This window comes from Microbacterium sp. CCH5-D1, from assembly GCF_001557335.1.
GTDB classification, from domain to species: Bacteria; Actinomycetota; Actinomycetes; order Actinomycetales; family Microbacteriaceae; genus Microbacterium; species Microbacterium oxydans.
This window is the reverse complement of the sequence record NZ_LSJW01000078.1, coordinates 1-19,342: the sequence shown is the minus strand read 5'-3', so window position 1 is coordinate 19,342 and position 19,342 is coordinate 1. Positions and strand designations below refer to the sequence as shown.

The 19,342-nt window shown below is 64.6% G+C and carries 22 protein-coding genes and 1 pseudogene; 12 read left to right on the top strand and 11 right to left on the bottom strand.

All coding sequences use genetic code 11. The annotated features are described in order from the left end of the window. Positions 1–836: 836 nt before the first annotated feature. Together AX744_RS05255 and AX744_RS05250 are read left to right on the top strand one after the other, a co-directional pair. Positions 837–1,739, top strand: a pseudogene (locus AX744_RS05255) (G5 domain-containing protein); the annotation flags it as partial. 94 nt (positions 1,740–1,833) lie between these two features. Then, positions 1,834–2,964, top strand: a complete 1,131-nt coding sequence (locus tag AX744_RS05250) for a GTPase family protein (protein ID WP_061015643.1) — start codon at positions 1,834–1,836, stop codon at positions 2,962–2,964. A gap of 45 nt (positions 2,965–3,009) precedes the next feature. Here the strand turns inward: AX744_RS05250 and AX744_RS05245 are convergent, their stop codons facing one another. Further along, the gene (locus AX744_RS05245) at positions 3,010–4,095 is read right to left on the bottom strand and encodes a type I restriction endonuclease (protein WP_061015641.1); all 1,086 of its coding nucleotides are present in this window, start codon (positions 4,093–4,095) and stop codon (positions 3,010–3,012) included. Between the two features lie 96 nt (positions 4,096–4,191). On the opposite strand from AX744_RS05245, the gene AX744_RS05240 reads away from it, so the two are divergent. Further along, positions 4,192–5,274, top strand: coding sequence for a YDG/SRA domain-containing protein (locus AX744_RS05240; protein ID WP_231728742.1), 1,083 nt, complete (start codon positions 4,192–4,194; stop codon positions 5,272–5,274). Here AX744_RS05240 and AX744_RS19940 read toward each other — a convergent pair. Continuing rightward, entirely contained in the window at positions 5,264–5,674 is a 411-nt protein-coding gene (locus AX744_RS19940; RefSeq protein ID WP_082108513.1) for a (deoxy)nucleoside triphosphate pyrophosphohydrolase, read from the bottom strand. The genes AX744_RS05240 and AX744_RS19940 overlap by 11 nt on opposite strands. 70 nt (positions 5,675–5,744) lie before the next feature. Between AX744_RS19940 and AX744_RS05235 the strand changes: the two genes are divergently transcribed. Next, entirely contained in the window at positions 5,745–6,080 is a 336-nt protein-coding gene (locus AX744_RS05235; RefSeq protein ID WP_061015636.1) for a nucleotide pyrophosphohydrolase, read from the top strand. Then, positions 6,077–7,813 (top strand): DUF2075 domain-containing protein, encoded by a 1,737-nt coding sequence (locus AX744_RS05230; RefSeq protein WP_061015635.1) that lies wholly within the window; start codon positions 6,077–6,079, stop codon positions 7,811–7,813. Before AX744_RS05235 ends, AX744_RS05230 begins: the two co-directional genes overlap by 4 nt. Here AX744_RS05230 and AX744_RS05225 read toward each other — a convergent pair. Next, on the bottom strand, positions 7,803–8,423 hold the full coding sequence (locus tag AX744_RS05225) for a MerR family transcriptional regulator (RefSeq protein WP_061015633.1): 621 nt from the start codon (positions 8,421–8,423) through the stop codon (positions 7,803–7,805). The two genes, AX744_RS05230 and AX744_RS05225, sit on opposite strands and share 11 nt — an antisense overlap. Positions 8,424–8,493: 70 nt before the next feature. Here AX744_RS05225 and AX744_RS05220 point away from each other — a divergent pair, with 70 nt between their 5' ends. The 4 genes from AX744_RS05220 (at position 8,494) to AX744_RS05205 (ending at position 11,236) form a co-directional block, all read left to right on the top strand. Continuing rightward, the gene (locus AX744_RS05220) at positions 8,494–9,000 is read left to right on the top strand and encodes a DUF4188 domain-containing protein (RefSeq protein ID WP_061015631.1); all 507 of its coding nucleotides are present in this window, start codon (positions 8,494–8,496) and stop codon (positions 8,998–9,000) included. A gap of 48 nt (positions 9,001–9,048) precedes the next feature. Then, positions 9,049–9,477: a phosphatase domain-containing protein gene (locus AX744_RS05215; RefSeq protein WP_061015629.1), complete on the top strand. Its 429-nt coding sequence runs from the start codon at positions 9,049–9,051 to the stop codon at positions 9,475–9,477. 123 nt (positions 9,478–9,600) lie between these two features. After that, entirely contained in the window at positions 9,601–9,933 is a 333-nt protein-coding gene (locus AX744_RS05210) for a YciI family protein (RefSeq protein WP_060921302.1), read from the top strand. A 10-nt stretch (positions 9,934–9,943) separates the two neighbouring features. Further along, the gene (locus tag AX744_RS05205) at positions 9,944–11,236 is read left to right on the top strand and encodes an RNA polymerase sigma factor (protein ID WP_157543520.1); all 1,293 of its coding nucleotides are present in this window, start codon (positions 9,944–9,946) and stop codon (positions 11,234–11,236) included. Positions 11,237–11,301: 65 nt separating this feature from the next. Here the strand turns inward: AX744_RS05205 and AX744_RS05200 are convergent, their stop codons facing one another. Further along, positions 11,302–11,673, bottom strand: a complete 372-nt coding sequence (locus AX744_RS05200; protein ID WP_061015627.1) for a hypothetical protein — start codon at positions 11,671–11,673, stop codon at positions 11,302–11,304. 585 nt (positions 11,674–12,258) lie between these two features. Here AX744_RS05200 and AX744_RS05190 point away from each other — a divergent pair. Next, on the top strand, positions 12,259–12,705 hold the full coding sequence (locus AX744_RS05190) for a GNAT family N-acetyltransferase (protein ID WP_061015622.1): 447 nt from the start codon (positions 12,259–12,261) through the stop codon (positions 12,703–12,705). 51 nt (positions 12,706–12,756) lie between these two features. On the opposite strand, the gene AX744_RS05185 is transcribed toward AX744_RS05190, so the two are convergent. From AX744_RS05185 to AX744_RS05170, 3 genes are all read right to left on the bottom strand, one after another. Next, complete coding sequence (locus AX744_RS05185; protein ID WP_061015620.1) at positions 12,757–12,942, bottom strand: hypothetical protein; 186 nt, start codon at positions 12,940–12,942, stop codon at positions 12,757–12,759. A gap of 760 nt (positions 12,943–13,702) precedes the next feature. Beyond that, positions 13,703–14,698, bottom strand: a complete 996-nt coding sequence (locus tag AX744_RS05175) for a hypothetical protein (protein ID WP_157543519.1) — start codon at positions 14,696–14,698, stop codon at positions 13,703–13,705. Positions 14,699–14,817: 119 nt separating this feature from the next. Next, positions 14,818–15,396, bottom strand: coding sequence for a TetR/AcrR family transcriptional regulator (locus AX744_RS05170; protein WP_231728741.1), 579 nt, complete (start codon positions 15,394–15,396; stop codon positions 14,818–14,820). 86 nt (positions 15,397–15,482) lie between these two features. Here AX744_RS05170 and AX744_RS05165 point away from each other — a divergent pair, with 86 nt between their 5' ends. Next, entirely contained in the window at positions 15,483–16,484 is a 1,002-nt protein-coding gene (locus tag AX744_RS05165; protein ID WP_061015613.1) for an SDR family NAD(P)-dependent oxidoreductase, read from the top strand. A gap of 333 nt (positions 16,485–16,817) precedes the next feature. Here the strand turns inward: AX744_RS05165 and AX744_RS05155 are convergent, their stop codons facing one another. Continuing rightward, a complete protein-coding gene (locus AX744_RS05155; protein ID WP_061015611.1) occupies positions 16,818–17,795 on the bottom strand; it encodes a hypothetical protein in 978 nt (325 codons plus the stop codon). A gap of 141 nt (positions 17,796–17,936) precedes the next feature. Between AX744_RS05155 and AX744_RS05150 the strand changes: the two genes are divergently transcribed. Next, complete coding sequence (locus AX744_RS05150) at positions 17,937–18,323, top strand: VOC family protein (RefSeq protein WP_061015608.1); 387 nt, start codon at positions 17,937–17,939, stop codon at positions 18,321–18,323. 3 nt (positions 18,324–18,326) lie between these two features. Here the strand turns inward: AX744_RS05150 and AX744_RS05145 are convergent, their stop codons facing one another. The 3 genes from AX744_RS05145 to AX744_RS05140 form a co-directional block, all read right to left on the bottom strand. Next, entirely contained in the window at positions 18,327–18,773 is a 447-nt protein-coding gene (locus AX744_RS05145; RefSeq protein WP_061015606.1) for an NUDIX domain-containing protein, read from the bottom strand. Positions 18,774–18,809: 36 nt separating this feature from the next. Beyond that, positions 18,810–18,968: a hypothetical protein gene (locus AX744_RS20195; RefSeq protein WP_157543518.1), complete on the bottom strand. Its 159-nt coding sequence runs from the start codon at positions 18,966–18,968 to the stop codon at positions 18,810–18,812. Positions 18,969–19,003: 35 nt separating this feature from the next. Further along, the coding region (locus tag AX744_RS05140; protein ID WP_197429157.1) for a 3-keto-5-aminohexanoate cleavage protein at positions 19,004–19,342 on the bottom strand (339 nt) is incomplete at its 5' end.

Genomic DNA, 19,342 nt, shown 5'->3' with positions numbered 1-19,342 from the left:
CTCCCACGACCCAGCCATCACAGCCAGGCCCGAAGGGCAACTTCTCTATCTTACCGATCTCGTTTCCGTTGTCAAGTCCGAATTTCTTCGGCCTGACCGTGGGAACGGATCAGCACCTTCGTCCTGTTCACTCAGTGAGTGTCTGGGATTCGGGAGGTGTTAGCTGCTTGACGGGAGCCGGTCCGAGGACCTCCGCTCAACCGTTTGGGGCGAACAAGTAATAAGTTACGCGGATCCCGGGGATCGGGCAAATCAGGGCTGACCGCCGGGCGTGTCGCGCGGTGGTGCGCGCTGGCGCCGCGCTCATCCACGGGTCGAGCGCATCCGACGGGCCGGCGATCCCGGTCTTGCGGTCCGTCTCTGCCAGTGCATCTCATGCTGTTGAACGGCAACCGAGGCTTGATCTACGAGTGGACGTCCCCGTGTAGATGAAGGGCTGGCGGGTCGCCCGGCTGAACCTCGTCGACCCGCCAGCGAGCATCAGCGTTGGCGACAGTGCTCACACAAGCGGTTACCGCCGGTGCCCGGAAGCCGGTTACTTGCCGGGATCTGCCGACCGCTCACGCAGTCGTCGTAGATGTGGTGTACGTCCGGGTCGCTGGGATTGGACGAGTGGTACGCAGAGACACGCATGTCGTTGCTCCTTTGCATCGATGACTCCGGGACGGCCCCGGCGCCTGGACTACAGGAGCGAAGAACGGCGCTCCTGATACATACGGAGGGACATTGCTTTCCCCCTCACACGGCTCACTGGAATATCGGTAGTGTTCGGCCAGAGCCTGAGCAGAAGGACGGCAACGATGCCCGCAGCACCTCAAGGTTGATACGCCGACCCCGAGCACCCCGCACAGCAGCAGCGCTGGTGGGACGGCACCCAGTGGACGATGCACACCGCGCCCCTGGGGCAAGCACCGAATGTGGCTGTCGCCGTGACCCCCGTCGATGCCGCTCCCGCCCAGGTGAAGTCCTCTCGGATGAAGGTCGTCCTCATCGTGGGAGCGGTGGTGCTCGCAATCCTCCTGCTCACCCGCAGCCTGGGTGTGATCATGGTGCTCGCCGGGCTGGTGCTCTTCTTTGTCGCCATCTATGGGATCGTGCGTGGCTCGGCGAATCTCTTCCGCGTGCGCTCCCGAGGGGCCGCATGGGCTGCGCTGGGGATCGCCTTCGTTCTGATGTTCGCTGGCACGGGGGCCAACGCCGCACTCGGCGGACCGGGTTCGGATACGACGAGCTCAGAGTCGTCGGATGCCAAGCCGTTCGCCTCCGCGCAGACAGAGAAGCCGACCCCCTCTCCCAAGCCCACCACCTTCGAGGAGGTCGAAGAGTCGACGGTCGTTCCTTTCGAGCGGACGACGGCCGACGATCCGCAGCTCGACGTCGGACAGACCGCCATCACGACAGCCGGTGTCGACGGAACCAAGGTCACCACGTACCGCGTGACCTACGTCGATGGTGTGGAAGTGTCGCGCGAAGTCATCGGCGAAGTCGTCACCGTTGCGCCGGTGAACGAGGTGACGTCGAACGGAACGCGACAGCCTGCGCCGGCACCGGTGCCTCTGGTGCAGCCTGCGGCCGAATGCCAGTCGAGCTATGCCGGAGTGTGCGTGCCGATCGCGTCGGACGTGGACTGCGCGGGCGGGAGCGGAAACGGACCGGCATATGTCCGCGGGCCGCTGCAGGTCGTCGGGCCGGATGTGTACGACCTCGACCGCGACGGTGACGGGATCGCCTGCGACTGAGACGGGGCCCGCGCAACCACCTCTCGATACGCTAGTCCTCAGCGGGGGCGCGACGCCTCGGGGACCGAGGCTACGGCCTCAGAGGGAGTGCGCAATGACGGGTGAGACCTTCTCTGAAGACGAGTTCCGCAGCCAGTGGAAAGAGCAGGCGGACGAGATCGGCCGCTTCAATCTCGCCATCTTCGGCAAGACGGGCGTCGGGAAGTCGACGCTGATCAACGCGATCTTCGGCGAGGAGGTCGCTCCCACCGGCGTCGGCGAGCCCGTCACGATGGACGAGCATCTCTACATCCATCGTTCCGGCTTCCTCGGCCTGCTCGACACCCGTGGTCTCGAGATCGGCAAGGACACCGATGAGCTGATCCGCGAGCTCGGCGACTACCTGAAGAAGATGCGCCAGCGGCCTCTCTCCGAGCAGATCCACGTCGCCTGGTATTGCGTCCGGGCGACGGACCGGCGGTTCGAGGACACCGAGGCGGAGTTCATCCGTCGCCTGCACGAGCTCGGCCTGCCCGTCGTCGCCGTCCTGACGCAGGTACCGTCGCGGAACGGTGAGTATCACGCCGATGCTCTGACCCTGGCTGACCACATCGCGGGACTCGACCTGCCGATCGTGGGAGGTCGTCCGATCCTGGTGATGTCGACGGCGGATGAGTTCACCGGTCAGGTTCAGCACGGGCTCACGGAGCTCGTGGATGCCACGTTTCGCGCAGCTCCCGACGGTGTTGAAGCAGCGTTCGCAGCCGCCCAAAAAGTCGATCTGGCAAGAAAGCGCAAGCAAGCTCAAACAGCTGTCCGCGCGGCTGCCACGGCGGCGTTGACGGTCGGGGCGATCCCGATCCCCGTTGCGGACGCAGGAGTGCTCGTCCCCATTCAGCTCGGGATGATGGCGAGGGTCGCGGCGATCTACGGCGTCAGGGTCGAGACCGCCACGATCGCGGCAACTGCAGCGACGGTCGCCGTCTCTGCCGCAGGACGAAGCGCCGTCGCCGGACTCCTGAAGTTCATCCCCGGAGCCGGAACCGTCGTCGGCGGTGTGATCTCAGGCTCCGTCGCCAGCACGTTCACCCTGGCGATCGGCTACGCATGGGCGGTGGTCTGCGGGGAGCTCACGCAGGGTCGACTGCGAGGCGTCGACGGTGCGCTCGACAGCAACCTGGTGCGCGAGCTGTTCCAGACGCAGGTCGGCGTGTGGTTCAAGAAGGTGAGCGGCGGGCGGGGCTAAGCGGCGTTCCGCACCCAACCGAGGCGCCGCCGCACGCCCTTCGGACTAGTCCTTGTATCTGCGAACGGCCTCGCGGATTCCATCCGCGTGCGAATAGATCTCATCGAGCTCTTCGATCGCATGCCGTGTCTCGACCTTGTCCTCGTCCAACAGCCCCAGGTACTTCTGCTTCCCGTTGAAGTGAAGACGGGCCACAGGCTTACGGTTGTTGTCATCGAGCAGCACGGCGAAGTAGCTCTTCGCATCGCGGTGCGTGACGCGCTGCGGCTTGACCTCGCCACAGGCGATCGCCTTCACGATCTGGTAGCCCTCTAGCTCTTCGAGAGTGGTCTCAATCTCGGTGTCGCGGTCGAGGTCTGCTTCCGCGACCTCAGCACTCGTCGCCGGCGAAGGGTCTGACGTGTGCGTAATTCCGCTCACGCCGAGGGCGGTCTTCAGACGATCATTCACACGCTCGTTGAGGAACTGGTGCGCCGCCTTACCTACCAACCCAGTGAACTGCTGACGCACTTTCTGCGTGTATGAACCGTCGTACACACGCGTTGCGAAGAACTTGATCCACTCGTCCGTCGGCTCGCGGAATTGGCTTGCGATCTCTCGCTTCAGAGCCCCGATGTACTTGAGCTCCTCCGCCGCACTGATGATCGAGTCGAGGTCGAAGCTCTCCTTGCTCAGCTTCTGAATCTCGGGGATCAGCGTCTCATCGATGTCGAGCAGGTCAAGGACGAGGAACGGCTTGCCGTCCATCCGGTTCGGGGCGTCGAGGTCAGTGTAGAAGTGCCAGACAACGCCGTTCGTCAGAACAGCGATGCGCGCGTTCGTGACGGCGAAGTAACGGAAGAGCTGCGAAGCGTGCTCGATTTTGAGCGACCCCATCGATGGCTTGCACTCGATGAGGATCTGAACCTCGCTGTCGCGCATGATGGCGTAGTCAATCTTCTCCCCCTTCTTCGTGCCGACATCGGCCGTGAACTCGGGGACGACCTCGAGCGGGTCGAAGACGTCGTAGCCAAGAATCGTCGAGATGAACGGCATGACGAAGGCATTCTTCGTCGCCTCCTCGGTCCCGATCGCCGTCGCCTGGTTTTTCACCTTTGTTGCGAGGGAATCGAGACGCTCTGAAAACTCCACCGTTACTCCGCTCTTCGTCGAACACGCTTTAGTCCAGACGATAGCGGACCCTGGAGCGAAGCATGGGCGGTGCGGCATATCGATATGCTGCGTGGCGTGAGCACAACGACGCCGGCCCGACTATCGCTGGAGTTGAACGTCGCCCAGAAGCGCATCCGTGGCTTCCTCGGAGAGCAGTACGGCAGGCCGCCCGAAGGCGCCGTCGGATGGAATCTCGACGACATCCAGGCTGACGCGGTGCGGGCTCGGTTCGATCGGCAGCTCCGACCCACCGATCCGAAGGTCTGGACGTTGGAGATCGGCGACACCGTGCTGCGACGCGAGTTGCACGCTGCCTACAGGGGTCAAGAGCAGGGCGGGATCATCACGCCCAAATCGATTCCCGACATACTCGTCATCACTAGCCCGGAAAGCGGAGCGAGGCACGGGTACGACGCTTTTGAAGGGCTGCAGGGAGACGGTTCTTTTCTCTACACGGGCGAAGGTCAGTACGGTCCGCAAGTATTCGCCCGCGGGAACACTGCGCTTCGAGACGCCGCCAACAACGGCCGCCCCATCCGCCTGTTCAGCAAACAGGGCACCTACGTCACCTACATTGGGGAGTTCACCACTGGCGAGCCAGCGTTCAGCATCGAGACAATCCCGGACTCCGACGGCAACCTTCGCGAAGGAATCATCTTTAAGCTCGTGCCGGTTGACGCCAATGTGGAAGCACTCGATGCGCCATCTCCGCCCGTCCCAGAAAGGGCGCAGACCTCGTCTTGGACACCTCCCGAGTCTTCGTCGTACGTCATCGGAGCACAACTCATCCCTGGCGAGCGCGTCGTCTCCCGAATCGAGTTCGAGTTGCAGAACGACTTCGGGCAGTGGATCAAGTCCCGTGGTGAGACTCCTCAGCGCCTTCGCCTGAGCTCCGCAGGAGCCACCATCGAGCCCGATCTTTACGTCTCAGAGTCAGGCTGGGTCGTCGAAGCGAAGAAGTCGCCCGCTCGTGAATATGTCCGCACCGCGATTGGGCAGGTCCTCGACTATTCGCTACTCGCTCGGGAATCCGGCAGGCCCGGGATCCCCGTCATCTTGCTTCCCAGCAGACCAATCGCTCACCTCGAAGCCTTGCTGTCCGAGTTGAGAATCCTCCTGATCGTCCGCGACGACGAGGGCTTCTTGATCATCGAGTAGGCGATCCGGCAGCAAGTTCCGTGACAGACGGCAGGTCCGGGGCGGCCCAATCGAGATCCGGCAGATCGCTAGGGCGAACCCAGCGGATTTCATCATGATCGAGGCTCCGGGTCGGTGGCTGTCCGAGCAACCTGGCGCGAAGACAAATGAGGCGGATGGTGCTTTCGCCGACCACGGTGTCATCCGTTCGAAGCGGCGCGGTGACCTCGATGGAGGTGCTGAGCTCTTCGCGTATCTCTCGCACCAAAGCCTCGCTGTGCGTCTCACCCTTTTCGAGTTTGCCGCCGGGAAACTCCCATTTCCCTCCAGCGGCCTTCTCAGGTCGGCGGCGGCACGCAAGAACCTTGCCTTCATGCTCGATTACGGCTGCAACGACCTCGATAACACGGCTCTCGCTCACTATGCCTCCGAGAGCAAGCTAACAGGGAGTGTCCTCGAGGCCCCTACCCGGCCCCTGCTAGCGTCGCATCATGCCGTCGCCGCAGACTCTCGCCGCCCTTCGCGCCTTCGTGGCCGAACGGGACTGGGACCAGTTTCACTCGCCGGAGAACCTCGCCAAGAGCATCTCGATCGAGGCCGGCGAGCTCCTCGAGTGCTTCCAGTGGTCTCCTGACTTCGATCAAGAACAGGTCGAAGCGGAGCTCGCAGATGTTGTCACCTACTGCATCCATCTCGCGAACAAGATCGGGGTCGACCTCGACGAGATCATCATGAAGAAGCTGGAGTCGACGAAAGCGAAGTACCCGGTGGAGCTGGCCAAAGGCCGCATGACGAAGTACACCAAGCTTCCCGAGGCGCCGGAGTGACAGATTTCAGCATCCAGCGCCTACCTTTCCGCCGTGATGCCGTTGACACGTGGGCGCGCGACGACGCCCGGCACACTAATTGGCCTGTTGTCTATGTGATCGAAGGCGACGCCCAGCGCGGCTCTCCTGGACTCTACGTCGGCGAGACAGTGAGCGCTGTCACCCGGATGCGTCAGCACCTCGCCGGCTCGAAGAAGAACGAGTCCCTTGAGTCGATCCGCGTCGTCGTGGATCGCACGTTCAACAAGTCAGTCTGCCTCGACCTCGAATCGCACCTCATCCGCTGGTTCTCGGGCGACGGCCAGTACCGCATCCTCAATAGCAACGACGGTCTGACAGATGCTCAGTACTACGACCGCGCCATCTACCGCGAGTCGTTCCGCGACGTGTTTGAAGCGCTGCGAGCAGAGGGGCTCTTCTCGCGGAGCATCCCGCAGATCGAGAACTCCGATCTCTTCAAGCTGTCGCCCTTCAAAGCCCTGACCGACGACCAAGGAATCGCGATCATGGACATCCTGGAGGGCCTGCTCGATGACCTTCAGGACCCCGGCGCTCGATCAACACTCATAGTCCAAGGCAATCCAGGGACTGGCAAGACGATCATCGCGATCTTCCTGATGAAGTTGCTCGCCGATATCCGGGACTACGACGACCGCGACGGAGTCGAGCCAGACTCGATGTTCTCGGAGTTCTTCGTCCCCGAGAATCGCGAGCTGCTCAAGACCCTTCGCATGGCTCTCGTGATCCCACAGCAGTCTCTGCGAATGTCGGTGAAGAAGGTCTTCAAGAAGACCCCCAAGCTCGATGCTGCGATGGTGATGTCGCCGTTCCAGCTCGGTGAATCTGACGAGACTTACGACCTCGTCCTCGTCGACGAGACCCATCGCCTCGGACAGCGAGCCAACCAAGCATCAGGCGTGCAGAACAAGAAGTTCCGCGAGATCAACGAGGCTCTGTTCGGGAGCGATGACCCTCGCTACACCCAGCTCGACTGGATCAAGGCTCGCAGCAAGCATCAGCTCCTGCTCGTCGACGGAGAGCAGAGCGTGCGCCCCCATGATCTTTCTCCGACGGCACTCAGCGCTGAAATCAGTGGGGCCAAGGATGCGCATCGCCTCTTCCGCCTGACGACCCAGATGCGCGTACAGGCGGGCGCAGACTACGTCGAGTTCGTGCGCGCCGTGCTGCGCGGTGAGGCACCATCGCTCCCCGACCTCGGCGAGTATGAGCTCCGCCTCTTCTACAACCTCGGAGAGATGCGCGACGCCATCCGACAGAAGGATGCTGAGGTCGGTCTTTCCCGCCTCGTCGCAGGCTACGCGTGGGATTGGGTATCCAAGAAGAACCCGCATGCATTCGACATCGAGCTTGATGGTGAGCGTATGCGGTGGAACGGCACGGACAAGGACTGGATCAACTCAACAGGATCCCTCGAAGAGGTCGGCTCAATCCACACCGTTCAGGGGTACGACCTGAACTATGCCGGCGTCATCATCGGACCGGACCTCCGCCTCGACCCGGCAACCGGGCGAATCATCGCTGATCGCGAGAGCTATCGCGACAAGAAAGGCAAGGAGAACACCGGGCACCTGAAGGATGCGTTCGGGGAGGATGACCTGCTGACGTTCATCCGGAACATCTACGGCGTACTGCTGACGCGAGGGATGCGCGGCACCTACGTGTATGTGTGTGATCCAGCACTGAGAGAGCGCCTGGGGGCGCTCATGCTCTAGCACCGTCCCCGCCGAACCGCTCCCCCGACTTCACCTGCTGCGCCACCCGCCGCAGGGCCAACAACAACGGCTCCACCAACACCGACCCCAGCACCACATACCGCACCGCAGCCTCCGCAGACTCCCCCGGCACCCCCGCGACCTCCGCGTCCGCAATCCGCCGCATGCTCGCGAGGTACTCCGCCATCGCCGCATCCGGAACGGTGAACCCGACGCGCCCCAGTCCCTGCAGCGCCCGCGCGACCGCATGCAGCACTGCCTCGTCGCACATCCCCGGCTTCCACCCGAGCCCCGCGACAAGCGCCTCCGCGTCCGTCAGATCCAACGAATCATCCACCGGCGGAGTGATCGCCGCATGCGCGGCCCCCAGCAACTCGTGCGCACTCGCCGGCGGATCATCCAGCGCCCCGAGCACCCGCCGCGTGTCGGCGATGCTCACCCCCGCGTCGAGCAGGGCCCGGATCACCCGCAGACGCTCCACATGTTTCTCGCCGTACGCGGCCTGAGTCGCAGACGACCGCTCACCCTCGGGCAACAACCCCTCGCGCAGGTAGTACTTGATCGTCGGCACGGTCACGCCGGTCTGGGCTGACAGTTCGGAAATTCTCATAGCCACCTCTTGACTTCGATAGTAGCGCTATCCATTATGGATAGTGAAGCTATCCAATCAAGGAGTCATCATGTCGAAAGTCATCACGGGCCGCATGACCCACCGCCACGAGGGCGAGCTCGTCGTGTTCCACATCGGGATGCAGATCAACCGCTGGTGGCGCCCCGACCTGTGGATGCCGGCGTTCTTCGCCATGCCGGGGATGCTGCGCGAACTCAGCACCGACCCCGACTCGGGCATGCTCGGCTACCACCTGCTCTTCGGCTCGGGCGGACCCTACGTCGTGCAGTACTGGTCATCCGTCGACAAGCTCTACGCCTACGCATCCAGCCCGAACCAGGAGCACCGCCCCGCCTGGACCGCCTTCAACCGCGCAGTCCGCACGGCTCCGGGAGCGGTCGGCATCTGGCACGAGACCTTCCTCGTCGACACCGCCGAGAGCGTGTACGTCTCGACGAAGCCGATGGGGCTGCCCAAGGCCACGGAACTCGTGCCCGTCGGCAAGCGTCACGACCGAGCGCAGGCACGGTTCGCGGATGGGCGGACGGGAGCGCCGACCTCCGAGCCTGCGCAGTAACCCTCCCCTAGCGACCGATCCCCCCGAGGAACCCACTACCCTCACACCATGCCCACCGATCGCCCTCGCGCCTGGATCTTCGACGTCGACGGCACCCTCGCCCTCATCGGCGACCGCTCGCCGTATGACATGCGCAACGTGTCGATCGACACCCCGAACCACCCTGTCGTCGTCGCCGCTCAAGCGTTCGCCGCGCACCCCGACGTCGACGCGCTCATCGTCGTCTCAGGCCGCGACGAGACCGCCCGCCGCGCCACCGAGGCCTGGCTGACGTTCAACGAGATACCGTTCGACCGCCTGCTGCTCCGTCGCACGGGCGACCAACGCGCAGACAACATCGTCAAGGCAGAGATCTACGATGCCCACATCGAACCGCACTTCGACGTAATCGGCGTCGTCGACGACCGCCGAAGCGTGGTCGAGATGTGGCGGTCTCGCGGGCTGGTCTGCTTCCAGGTGGCCGAAGGGGACTTCTGAGGCGCACCCGTCCGCGTTCAGCGACCTCGGTGCGGTCCATCCTTTTTCCGGATCTGTGTCCTGTGGGCTGGTGGTCGTCCGTCGTCTGGGTAAGTAGATGTAGAAAGACCTGGAGGAGAACACATGCGCTACGTACTTTTCATCTGCACAGACCCGACCGCCGAGCCCTACGTCGAGGCCGAGGACAACGCCGGGGAGTGGGTGGCGTCGCTGCAGGACAGCGGCTCCTACGTCTTGGGCGACCGTCTGCGGCCTGTCGAAGACGCCACGACCGTGCGCGTCCGCGCCGGCGAGCGAATCGTGGCCGACGGACCGTTCACCGAGAGCCGCGAATGGATCGCCGGGTTCGACGTGATCGACGCCGACGACCTCGACGCCGCGATCGAGATCGCCGCTGCACACCCGATGGCTCGGTTCGGCCTGGTCGAAGTGCGCCCCGTGTGGCCGCTCGGGTGACGATGTGACCGTGCCGGAAGAGCCGCCGGGCACGCTTCCGGATGCCATGGTCGCCGTGCGACACGTGGCATCGATCGAGTACGGCCGCGTGGTCGCGAGCGTGATCGGCACAGTCCACGACTGGACTCTCGCCGAAGACGCCGTGCAGGACGCTCTGGCGCGAGCGGTCGAGCGGTGGCCAGGCGACGGGGTTCCGGCGAACCCCGCCGCCTGGGTCACGACCGTCGCGCGCCGCCGCGCGATCGACCTCGTCCGTCACGCTGACGCCGAGCGCCGGGCGGTGGCTCGTCTCGAGCACGAGCCGCATGAAGGCACCGACATCGCCCAGGAAGCCGACGACCACGACGCGTTCCCGCACGGGGACGAGCGGCTGAAGCTGATCTTCACCGCCTGCCATCCCGCGCTGACCTTGGAAGCCCGCGCGGCGTTGACGCTCCGCACCGTCCTGAACGTGTCGATCGAACAGCTCGCCGCGATCTTCGCCGTCGCACCCGCGACGATGGAGAAGAGACTCGTGCGGGCGCGGGCCAAGATCGCGCACGCGAACATCCCGTACCGCGTTCCGGATGCCGCGCAGCTCGACAGTCGAAGTGCCAGCGTCTGCGAGGTCCTGTCCGCCCTGTTCACCATCGGCTACTCCGATCCGACGCTGCAGCCCGATCCCGGCGCCGAGGCCATTCGACTTGCTTGGCTGTGCCGGCAACTGCTCCCCTCGGACTCCCCGGCTCGACTCGAGTTCACGGGGCTTCTCGCCCTCCTTCTTCTTCAGCACTCCCGCCGGGCGGCACGCACCACGGCCGACGGCCTGTCCGTGCCGTTCGACGAACAGGATCGCGGACTGTGGGATGTCTCCGAGATTGAGGAAGGGCTGCGGCTGCTCGATGACGCCGTGGAGGAGGCGGCACGGGCGGGCATCCACGGCGGACGGCACCTCATCCGCGCCACCGTCGCGGCCGAATACGTCCGCCCCGCCTCGGGGACGAAGATCGACCACGCCCGCATCGCCGACATCTACGGGGTGCTGGAACAGGTGGATGCATCGCCGTTCATCCGCCTGAACCGTGCGGTCGCCGTGGCGAACGCGGGACGACCGGCCGAAGCCCTCGCGCTGACGGAGGCACTCGAAAGCTCGCTGGGAGGGCACCACCTCTACTCAGCGGTTCGGGGAGATCTCCTGCAGCGCCTCAAGCGTGTCGAAGAAGCGAGGTCTGCCTTTCGCGAGGCCGCACGCGCCGCCCCGACGGAACGCGAGCGACGGTCCTACGCCCAGCACGCTGACGACATCGCCTCGGCATCCACCTGACTTGCACCGGAGAATTCGGCCCAACCCCGACGAGGTGACCTCGAGGCGTCAGTTTCCTGCCTTACCTACCCGCGGCGATCTTCTATCGCCCGAATGATGGGGTCGGTGACCTCGCGCAGTTTGCTCGCCGTTCCGCCGTCGGCGAGACGCGCGATCAGCGCCTGCTTGGCAGCCCGCCGGTCGACACCATCGGGCAGCCCAAACGCAAGCACGTCGAAGTCTCGCTCGTCGTAGTGCGGCACCGTTGCTCGCACGCGTCCAAGCTGAGGGTGCTCACTCTTGACATGCAGATAGGCGCGCAGCTCTGGGTCGAATCCAGTGCCGCCCACGTACGCGATCGCGCCGCTTTGCACGTCGAGCCAGACGTAGAGCCAAGATCCACTCGGCTGAACTTGACCATTCCGGATCGCGACGACGCGTGGGGAGCTGAGGCTCATCCGCCAACCGTATTCGGTGCGCGTGAACCCTTGTCAGACGCGCCCTGGTTGGGGACGCCTTTCACCCTCGCTTCACTCCCGTGGCCCTGGCTCCCGATTCCGACCCTCGCACACCCCGGCTTTCCATCACGGCCTGTCCACTCAACGGAGGACAGACAGGACACGCTCGCGCGGAGTAACGTCCTACACGTCGCGTGCGGCCCGGACGTGACTTACAGCGACGTCTTGGCCGCAGGATGCAACCCTTAAGAGCGATTGTGAAGCAACGAGCGAGACGAGCAATGGTCAGCATTGGATTCGTCGGTGCCGGCGTCATCATCCTCGCCATCGTCATGGCGATTTCTGAGGGCTACATCTCAGACACAGAGCACACGACTGGGAACCTCGCACCCGCTGCTCTGACTGGTCTGCTTGGCGCATGTCTCATGCTCGTCGGCTTCGGGAGCATTCTCTTCCGAAAAGAGTGACTACGGGACTACAGCTCTGCTCATTCTGCCCCGCTACCCGTCAGGGTGGCGGGGCCATCCCTGTCCACACACCGTTCGTGGCGCGGCGATCCGCCCCGAATCGGGCTACGGTACCGAGATGAACCAGTCGACCCCGACGATCGAATCGCTGCGCGAACTCACGGACGCGGACGCCGAAGCAATCGCATCGCTTCTGGTACAGCTCTCCGCATCCGCGGCATTCGATCGCGCTCGAACCGAGGCGGTCATCGCACACCAGGCGACGGAGCTCTTGGTTGCACGTGACTCTGGGCGCATCGTCGGCACCGCGACTCTCGTGACCGCACCTTCCCTGACCGGACTGCGCGGCCATGTCGAAGACGTCGTGGTCGACGAGGCGGCACGCGGGCGCGGCATCGCGCGGCTCCTCCTGGAGCACATGACGCAGCTCGCGCAACAGCGCGGACTCCGGACGCTCGACCTCACATCCCGCCCATCCCGAGAATCCGCACTGCGGTTGTACGAGTCTGTCGGGTTCCACAGGCGTGAGACGAACGTGCTCCGGTTCACCCCTGCCACGGACTAGTTACGCCGCAACTCCGCAAGAGCTCCACGATTCCAGCCCTCCGCGCATGGCTCAGATCGCGGTCGTCGTTGATCCGTCGGTCAACCGCCAGGGCACCGGGTACTCCGCATACTTGAGCCCATTCGGAACCAGATGCTTGGCCTCTTCGGCGTAGCGTTCCGCGTCGTCAGCGTTGTCGAAGACGCCGTAGATGTCGAGGTCTCGCTCCTCATCGTTGAACACGATCCAGACTCGCATATCCTCATCCTCACTCACCCCCGACCTTGACCGATCATCCGGACCGCAGGAGACGTCCGTTCCGGCGTCTCCTCGCACAGCCACCAGATCGCTACCTTTGCTGAGCACGACGTGAAGGCTCGCGTCGAGTGGTGAAGTTCACTCCAATGAGAAACGCGAACAGCCCGACCAAGAGGTAGGCAGGAAGAGCGTCTCCAGAGGAGGGATCGGAGGCACCCGACCAGGTGAACCACGCGAGAACCCCGACCCACAACAGGACGGGGACGGTGGCGAGAAGAGTGCCCAAATTCCGACCCACTCGCCCGACCAAGGCACCCCAGAGGAGGAGTGCTATCCCGATGGCGGTGTAGACCATGTTGTCCGTCCTTCACAGTCGGCAAGCGAGCTCGCGGGATCCTGCGCGTTCGCATTCTCAATGATGCGAATTCGTCGAGGGGAGAACACCAACACGGCTCGTTGTACGAATGATTCCTCACTCAATGTAGGTAAACGAGCCAGCTCCAATGCCCCCGTCACCACCCTCATTACGAGAGCCGCGAACACAAAGATGGGTCCAATCCATGGCGCCTCCGATCCGAACAGGAATCCCCCAGCGACAACGCCGCCCACGATGACCACGTTGACGATCGCTACGACTACTCCCAGACCTCGGGGGAGGGTCATCCCGGAACTGATACCGATGCTGACCCCCAGAGCGCAGACGACAAGGTAGACAGCGAGCTCGCCGCCGATTTCCAAGATCATTGCCATCGCTCCTTCGTCAGCACGTCACTCTCATGATGACCCCTGGCACCGGCGCGGCAGTGAAGAACAAGCAGGTCTTAGGGTTGTCTCCCTGAGCGATATGCGCCTGAGCCACAATGTATGAGCCAAAGACGGCGCACGCCTGGAACACCCTCGGCAGCGCCTTTCCGAAGATTCCGCACATCCCGACCGCAGCCGTGTAGTCCCGGACCCGCGAGGTTTCAGCACGCGTGAGCTTCATTCCCCAGATCGGGCCGTTCCAGATCCAGCTCGGATCAGCCACTACCGGATACGCGGTTGTGGCGCTCGGGGTCACAACCTGGAACAGCTCATCCCCTCGCACCTCATACCGCGTTTCCACCGCGGCACCATTCGCGTCAGTCGCCCACGGAGCCGCAACGGGCACATAATCTCCGGACTCGCCCAAGAAGATCACTTCACCCGTGTCACTCTGGTACGGCTGATAGCCATCCATGCGGTATCCGAATTCGTGTGGGCTCTCGGCACCGCCCAACACGGTCTGGATGCGCGTCGATCCGTCGGCGAGCGTCTGCACAGCAACTGCATCACCCGAACGGTCGTCGGCAGTGAAGACGACAGTGCCATCCTCAGCCACCACGCCATCTCTGATGGGGATTTCGTCGGGCAGCTCGATGGCCCGACTCTCCGCCTGGGTGCCTCCATCGATCGGCACACTCACAACAACGTTCTCTTCAGCCGAAAGGGGTACTGCTGCTGAGATCTCCCCCACCGTCGTGCTCAACTGGCCACCCTGTACCACCCCCGGCTCAGACAGAGTCGTTGTCGGGGTCGCCGCCCCAATGGTGGCCGAAACAGACTCCACGTCATCAACGTCGCTGTCGGATGCATGAGCTGGTGAAGCCATCGTTGCCGTGAGGGCAAGGGTGGCGGCTATCGCGACGATGAGTTCGCGCCTTCTTTGCAACATCTCTGTGGTCCATTCGCTCGTAGCGGCCCGCCGATAGGTGGCCTCACTGCCGGGTGAGGCCACATGAGCAATGAAAGCATACGAATGAGGACGCTATTGATATTCTGCGTCCGACCCAAGCCGCCCGTCACGTGCCCGCGAGCACCTCACACCTCGTCGGGCAGGCCGATGAGCGCGGTGCCTCAGAGACCAGACGCCGCGATCCCCCGCAGCAATCGCACCACGGTCTCCTCCACCCGCTCCGCACTCAACGGCTGCCCGATCAACGCGGAGTACGACGCCATCGCGATGAACTGATCCGCGATCGCGCCCGCATCCACATCCGCCCGCACATCCCCCGCGGTCCGTCCGCGCGCCACTCGCTCCGACACCCATTCCCGAATAGGCGCCGCCAGCCTCTCGTTCAGCACGAGCCCCAACTCCGGATCAGCCGCCGTCACCTCGATCAGCGCCCTCGCCAGCGATACCCCCTCGGGTCGAGCCAGCCCCGCGGACACCGCCGTGAACCATGCGCGCAGGTCCGCGCCGAGGTCGTCCGTCATCGGCACGACGACATCCGAACCAGGGACCGTCCCCTCGAGCAGCGCCTCTCCGAGGATCGCGGCCTTCGACGGCCACCACCGGTAGATCGTCTGCTTCGACACCTCCGCCTCAGCCGCGAGGCCCTCGATCGTCACGGCGTCGTATCCGTCTGCGGCGAGCGCGCGCCGCATCGCGTCCAGCACGGACTGGCGGGCTTTCTCACTGCGAGGACGAGGCACCCGTCCACCGTACTCAGGCGTACACTGGAATATAAGTAGACGCACCGTTGCGAAACTACAACGGCACCCGAGCAAGGAGAACGAGCATGGCCCTCACCGCACACTCCACCATCGGCGACTGGATGAACGACCCGACCGGCGGCCCCCTCATCCGCGGACTCTTCGAGCAGACGGGCGCCGACCCCGAGCTCCTCACACCCGTGCTGGGCCTTCCGCTTCAGCAGCTGGTCGCGATGAGCCAGGGCCAACTTCCCCAGTCGGTCGTCGACGACCTCGTGCGCGCGGCCAACGACGGCGAGATCCCCGAAGCCGACGACTCCGAGGGCTGGACCGAGAAAGTCACCTCCGGCCGCTTCGCCGGCAAGACCGTCATCGTCACGGGCGCCGCCTCCGGCATCGGCAAGGCCACCGCCTCGCGCATCGCCCGCGAAGGCGGACGCGTGATCGCCAGCGACATCGCCGCCGAGAAGCTCGACGCCCTCAAGGCCGAGCTCCCCGATGCCGACATCGTCACGGTCGCGGGCGACCTCACCAGGCAGGACGCGATCGACGCCGTGCTCGCCGCCGCGGGCGACCGCATCGACGGCCTCGCCAACGTCGCCGGCATCAACGACGACTTCTCCCCCGCCGGCGAGACCCCCGACGCCGTCTGGGATCGCGTGATCGCGATCAACCTGACCGCTCCGTTCAAGCTCATGCGCGCGGTCATCCCCGTCATGGAAGCAGCCGGTCGCGGATCGATCCTGAACGTCTCGAGCGAAGCGGGCCTCCGCGGCAACGCCTCGGGCAACGCCTACACGGCCAGCAAGCACGGCATCATCGGCGTCACGAAGTCCGCAGCCTTCATGTACGGGCCGAAGGGCATCCGCGTGAACTCCGTCGCCCCTGGCGGCGTCGCCACCGGCATCCCGATGCCCCCGAACATGTCGGAGTACGGCTCCGGCCGCCTCGCCCCGTTCCAGCAGGCGATCCCGACCGTCGCGACCGCCGAGCACCTGGCCGCCTCGATCACGTTCCTGCTGTCGGACGACGCCGTGAACATCAACGGCGCCATCCTCGCCTCCGACGGCGGATGGTCCGTGCAGTAAGCCCGACCGCGAAGCCGACGCCCCCGCCGACCCGAACGGCGGGGGCGTTTCGCGTATCCAGTGAGTCGGTTCAGCGTCCTGCGATGCCTTGCTCCGCGTTCTCGCGGTCGATCCTCCTCATCCGCCTATCGGTCGTCAACTGCCAGAAGACGCACACCCAGAGGGGAACCACCGACACGAACCCGAGCCATTCCGGGCCGCCTCCGTTGTTGATGTAGAGCACATTTGCTAGGACTGAGAAAGCGACCGAAGCGATGAATAGGATCAAGCGGATGGGCGAGAACAAGATCCGCACCCGTTTGCGAAACGAGTTCGTGTACGCGTCCGGGTCTGTTATCTGCATGCGTACGTTCCGTACCACGGGATCACGACGCTGACGCCGGGAACATAACTAAGGAAACCTTCAAGACACCGCTTCGGCTTGGAGTTCTGCGCGACCCCGGCAGTGTAGACGGCCGGACCAGACGTAGCCAGGCAACCCGCACCGAATGCCGCTGCTCCTGCGGCCCCCGCTATAGCTCCGCCTGCACCAGCACAAACGCCGGTAATGCTGCCCGGACCCCACCCACCGCCTGCAATCGTCGCAGTCTCCGCCCGGTTCCATCGCACGCGGATCTGAATCGCGCTCATGAATCCCCAGGTCGGATCGGCGACGACAGGGAAGGCTGCGTCCGTCGTATCCACTTCCTGCGTCAGCATCCCGTCTGCGATGACGTATGCCGTGGGCACCGCGACTCCGTCGGCATCGACCGCCCACGCGGGTTCCACCTCACCGATCACCTCGGCGACACCTGCAGAGCCCCCGACCGCGCGAGTGAGCATTACACCTCCGTCTGGCTGCACTTCGGCATCGACGCCCTCCGGCAGTGGGTAGCCGAAGCTCGCCGGGGCAGACTCATCCCAGAGCACGGTCGAGATTCGCACGCCTTCTTGCACGGGAGTGACCGTCACATCTGGTCCGCCTTGTTCGCCGCGATACACGGTCGAGCCATCCGCCGCTGTCGCCCCGGCACCGGTCGGCACCCCGACCGGCGTGGACACGGTGAAGGTCGACCCGTCAGCCGCCTGAACCTCGACACCCTCGGTGGCATTCATCGGGACGTCCACCACCGCCGAGCTCTCAGTCGAGAACGCGACGGGGGCTCCCGCGGACTGTGCCGCTTCGGCGACCAATGCCGACACTTCATCGGGCGACGCGTCGCCTGGCGACGACGGGTCGTCAGCGGCCGCGGGCACCGCGAATGACGCGATCCCCCATACCGACAGCGTCACCATGGCCGTCGCCGCCAGACACCTCTTCGTGTGAATCATCGTGCTTCTCCGATCGTGACGTCACCAAGCGGCGACATAGGGGCAGGGTCGCACATGTGACGACGTTACGCATTCATATGTCTCATTGAATGCCGATATTTCGACTAACCAAGAGCACCGAGCGGACCTACACTCGACGTCATGCTGAAGCTCGTGTCGATCGTGATCCGCGTGACGGACCTCCCCGCGCAGTCCGCGTTCTGGAAGGCAGCTCTCGACTACGTCGAACGCGACCCTGCGGACGACGACTGGGTCGTGTTGAAACCGCGCGATGCCGACGCTCCCTGCATCGCCCTCGACGCCCACCACTCCGAGCGCATACTGCCTCCGCGCATCCACCTCGACATCTACGCCGAGGATCAGGCCGCCGAGGTGCAGCGGCTCCTCGCTCTGGGTGCGCGCGAGGTGCACTGGGACGGACGCCCGTCCGACGCCGACTACGTGATCATGGAAGACCCGGAGGGCAACCGCTTCTGCATCGTCGACCGTCCCGACTGGTCGGGGTGGGACGGCGCAAGCGGAGAGTGAGGATTAGCCGACGTCGGCCAACATCCGATCCACCCACACCGGATGCGGCAGCGTGGCGATCTCGGCACGCGTGAACCACCCGACCTCGACGACCTCGTCCTGATCGGGCACCGGCGGATCGAGCAGTTCGCACGCGAACGCGGTCGACACGTACGACACACGATCCCCGTTCGGATACGTCACGACGAGCGATTCGCCACCGAAAGCGCCGACGATCCCGGTGATGCGGATGCGCGCGCCGATCTCTTCCTGCACCTCACGGGTGATCGCCTCATCCGGATCCTCCCCCGGCTCGACGCCACCACCGATCAGACCCCATTCCTCCGAGCCCGCCGTGCGGGCGAGAAGGAAACGATCGCCCTCGCGGATCACCGCGGTCACGCCCGGCAGCAGCAGAAGGTCATGACCGATCCGCGCGCGGATCGATCGGACGTATTCAGAGAACGGCATGCCGGGAGTCTAGGTTCCGAGACTGCGCGTAGGCCGTCACTCCGGGCCGGGCCGTCGTTCTCGGGCCGTCGCCTGCCGGTGCGACGCGAGAGCCGCGCGCACGGCCGAGTAGATCACCAGCCACACGACAGCGATCCCGATGAAGACGTACGCGAGATTCGCGAGAAGGACGAGAAGAAAAGAGCCAGAGAACATCGCCCCAGGATGCCGCACCCCGCGCACCCGCCCGGTCAGACTCCCCGCATCCGCGCCACGGCCGCCCGAACCAGAGCCGCGTTCCCCGGAGCAGTCGTGCCATCGGGGAGCAGCAGCGTGTCTTCCAGGCCGATGCGCGACGCCAGCCCGAACTCGACGGCAAGGTCGAACACCGGCCACGTCGACCCCTCCTCGCCGTGCAACAGGATCGGGAGGTCGGGCTCCTCGAGCTGCACGTGGGCGATCATCCCCTCGGCGTGATCGCGCAGCACCTCGGCCGGCTCGTCGGGGAGCTCGATCAGCACCCGCAGGCACTGCCCGCGAACGGGCGACCGCTTCCACACCTCGAAGCCGGCCGCGTCCCACAACCCGGC

Excerpts from the sequence above, each read along its gene's own strand:
- AX744_RS05250 (WP_061015643.1), top strand. The coding sequence starts at position 1,834 with ATGACGGGTGAGACCTTCTCTGAAGACGAGTTCCGCAGCCAGTGGAAA.
- AX744_RS05235 (WP_061015636.1), top strand. The coding sequence starts at position 5,745 with ATGCCGTCGCCGCAGACTCTCGCCGCCCTTCGCGCCTTCGTGGCCGAA.
- AX744_RS05225 (WP_061015633.1), bottom strand. The coding sequence starts at position 8,423 with ATGAGAATTTCCGAACTGTCAGCCCAGACCGGCGTGACCGTGCCGACG.
- AX744_RS05220 (WP_061015631.1), top strand. The coding sequence starts at position 8,494 with ATGTCGAAAGTCATCACGGGCCGCATGACCCACCGCCACGAGGGCGAG.
- AX744_RS05215 (WP_061015629.1), top strand. The coding sequence starts at position 9,049 with ATGCCCACCGATCGCCCTCGCGCCTGGATCTTCGACGTCGACGGCACC.
- AX744_RS05210 (WP_060921302.1), top strand. The coding sequence starts at position 9,601 with ATGCGCTACGTACTTTTCATCTGCACAGACCCGACCGCCGAGCCCTAC.
- AX744_RS05200 (WP_061015627.1), bottom strand. The coding sequence starts at position 11,673 with ATGAGCCTCAGCTCCCCACGCGTCGTCGCGATCCGGAATGGTCAAGTT.
- AX744_RS05190 (WP_061015622.1), top strand. The coding sequence starts at position 12,259 with ATGAACCAGTCGACCCCGACGATCGAATCGCTGCGCGAACTCACGGAC.
- AX744_RS05185 (WP_061015620.1), bottom strand. The coding sequence starts at position 12,942 with ATGCGAGTCTGGATCGTGTTCAACGATGAGGAGCGAGACCTCGACATC.
- AX744_RS05165 (WP_061015613.1), top strand. The coding sequence starts at position 15,483 with ATGGCCCTCACCGCACACTCCACCATCGGCGACTGGATGAACGACCCG.
- AX744_RS05155 (WP_061015611.1), bottom strand. The coding sequence starts at position 17,795 with ATGATTCACACGAAGAGGTGTCTGGCGGCGACGGCCATGGTGACGCTG.
- AX744_RS05150 (WP_061015608.1), top strand. The coding sequence starts at position 17,937 with ATGCTGAAGCTCGTGTCGATCGTGATCCGCGTGACGGACCTCCCCGCG.
- AX744_RS05145 (WP_061015606.1), bottom strand. The coding sequence starts at position 18,773 with ATGCCGTTCTCTGAATACGTCCGATCGATCCGCGCGCGGATCGGTCAT.
- AX744_RS20195 (WP_157543518.1), bottom strand. The coding sequence starts at position 18,968 with ATGTTCTCTGGCTCTTTTCTTCTCGTCCTTCTCGCGAATCTCGCGTAC.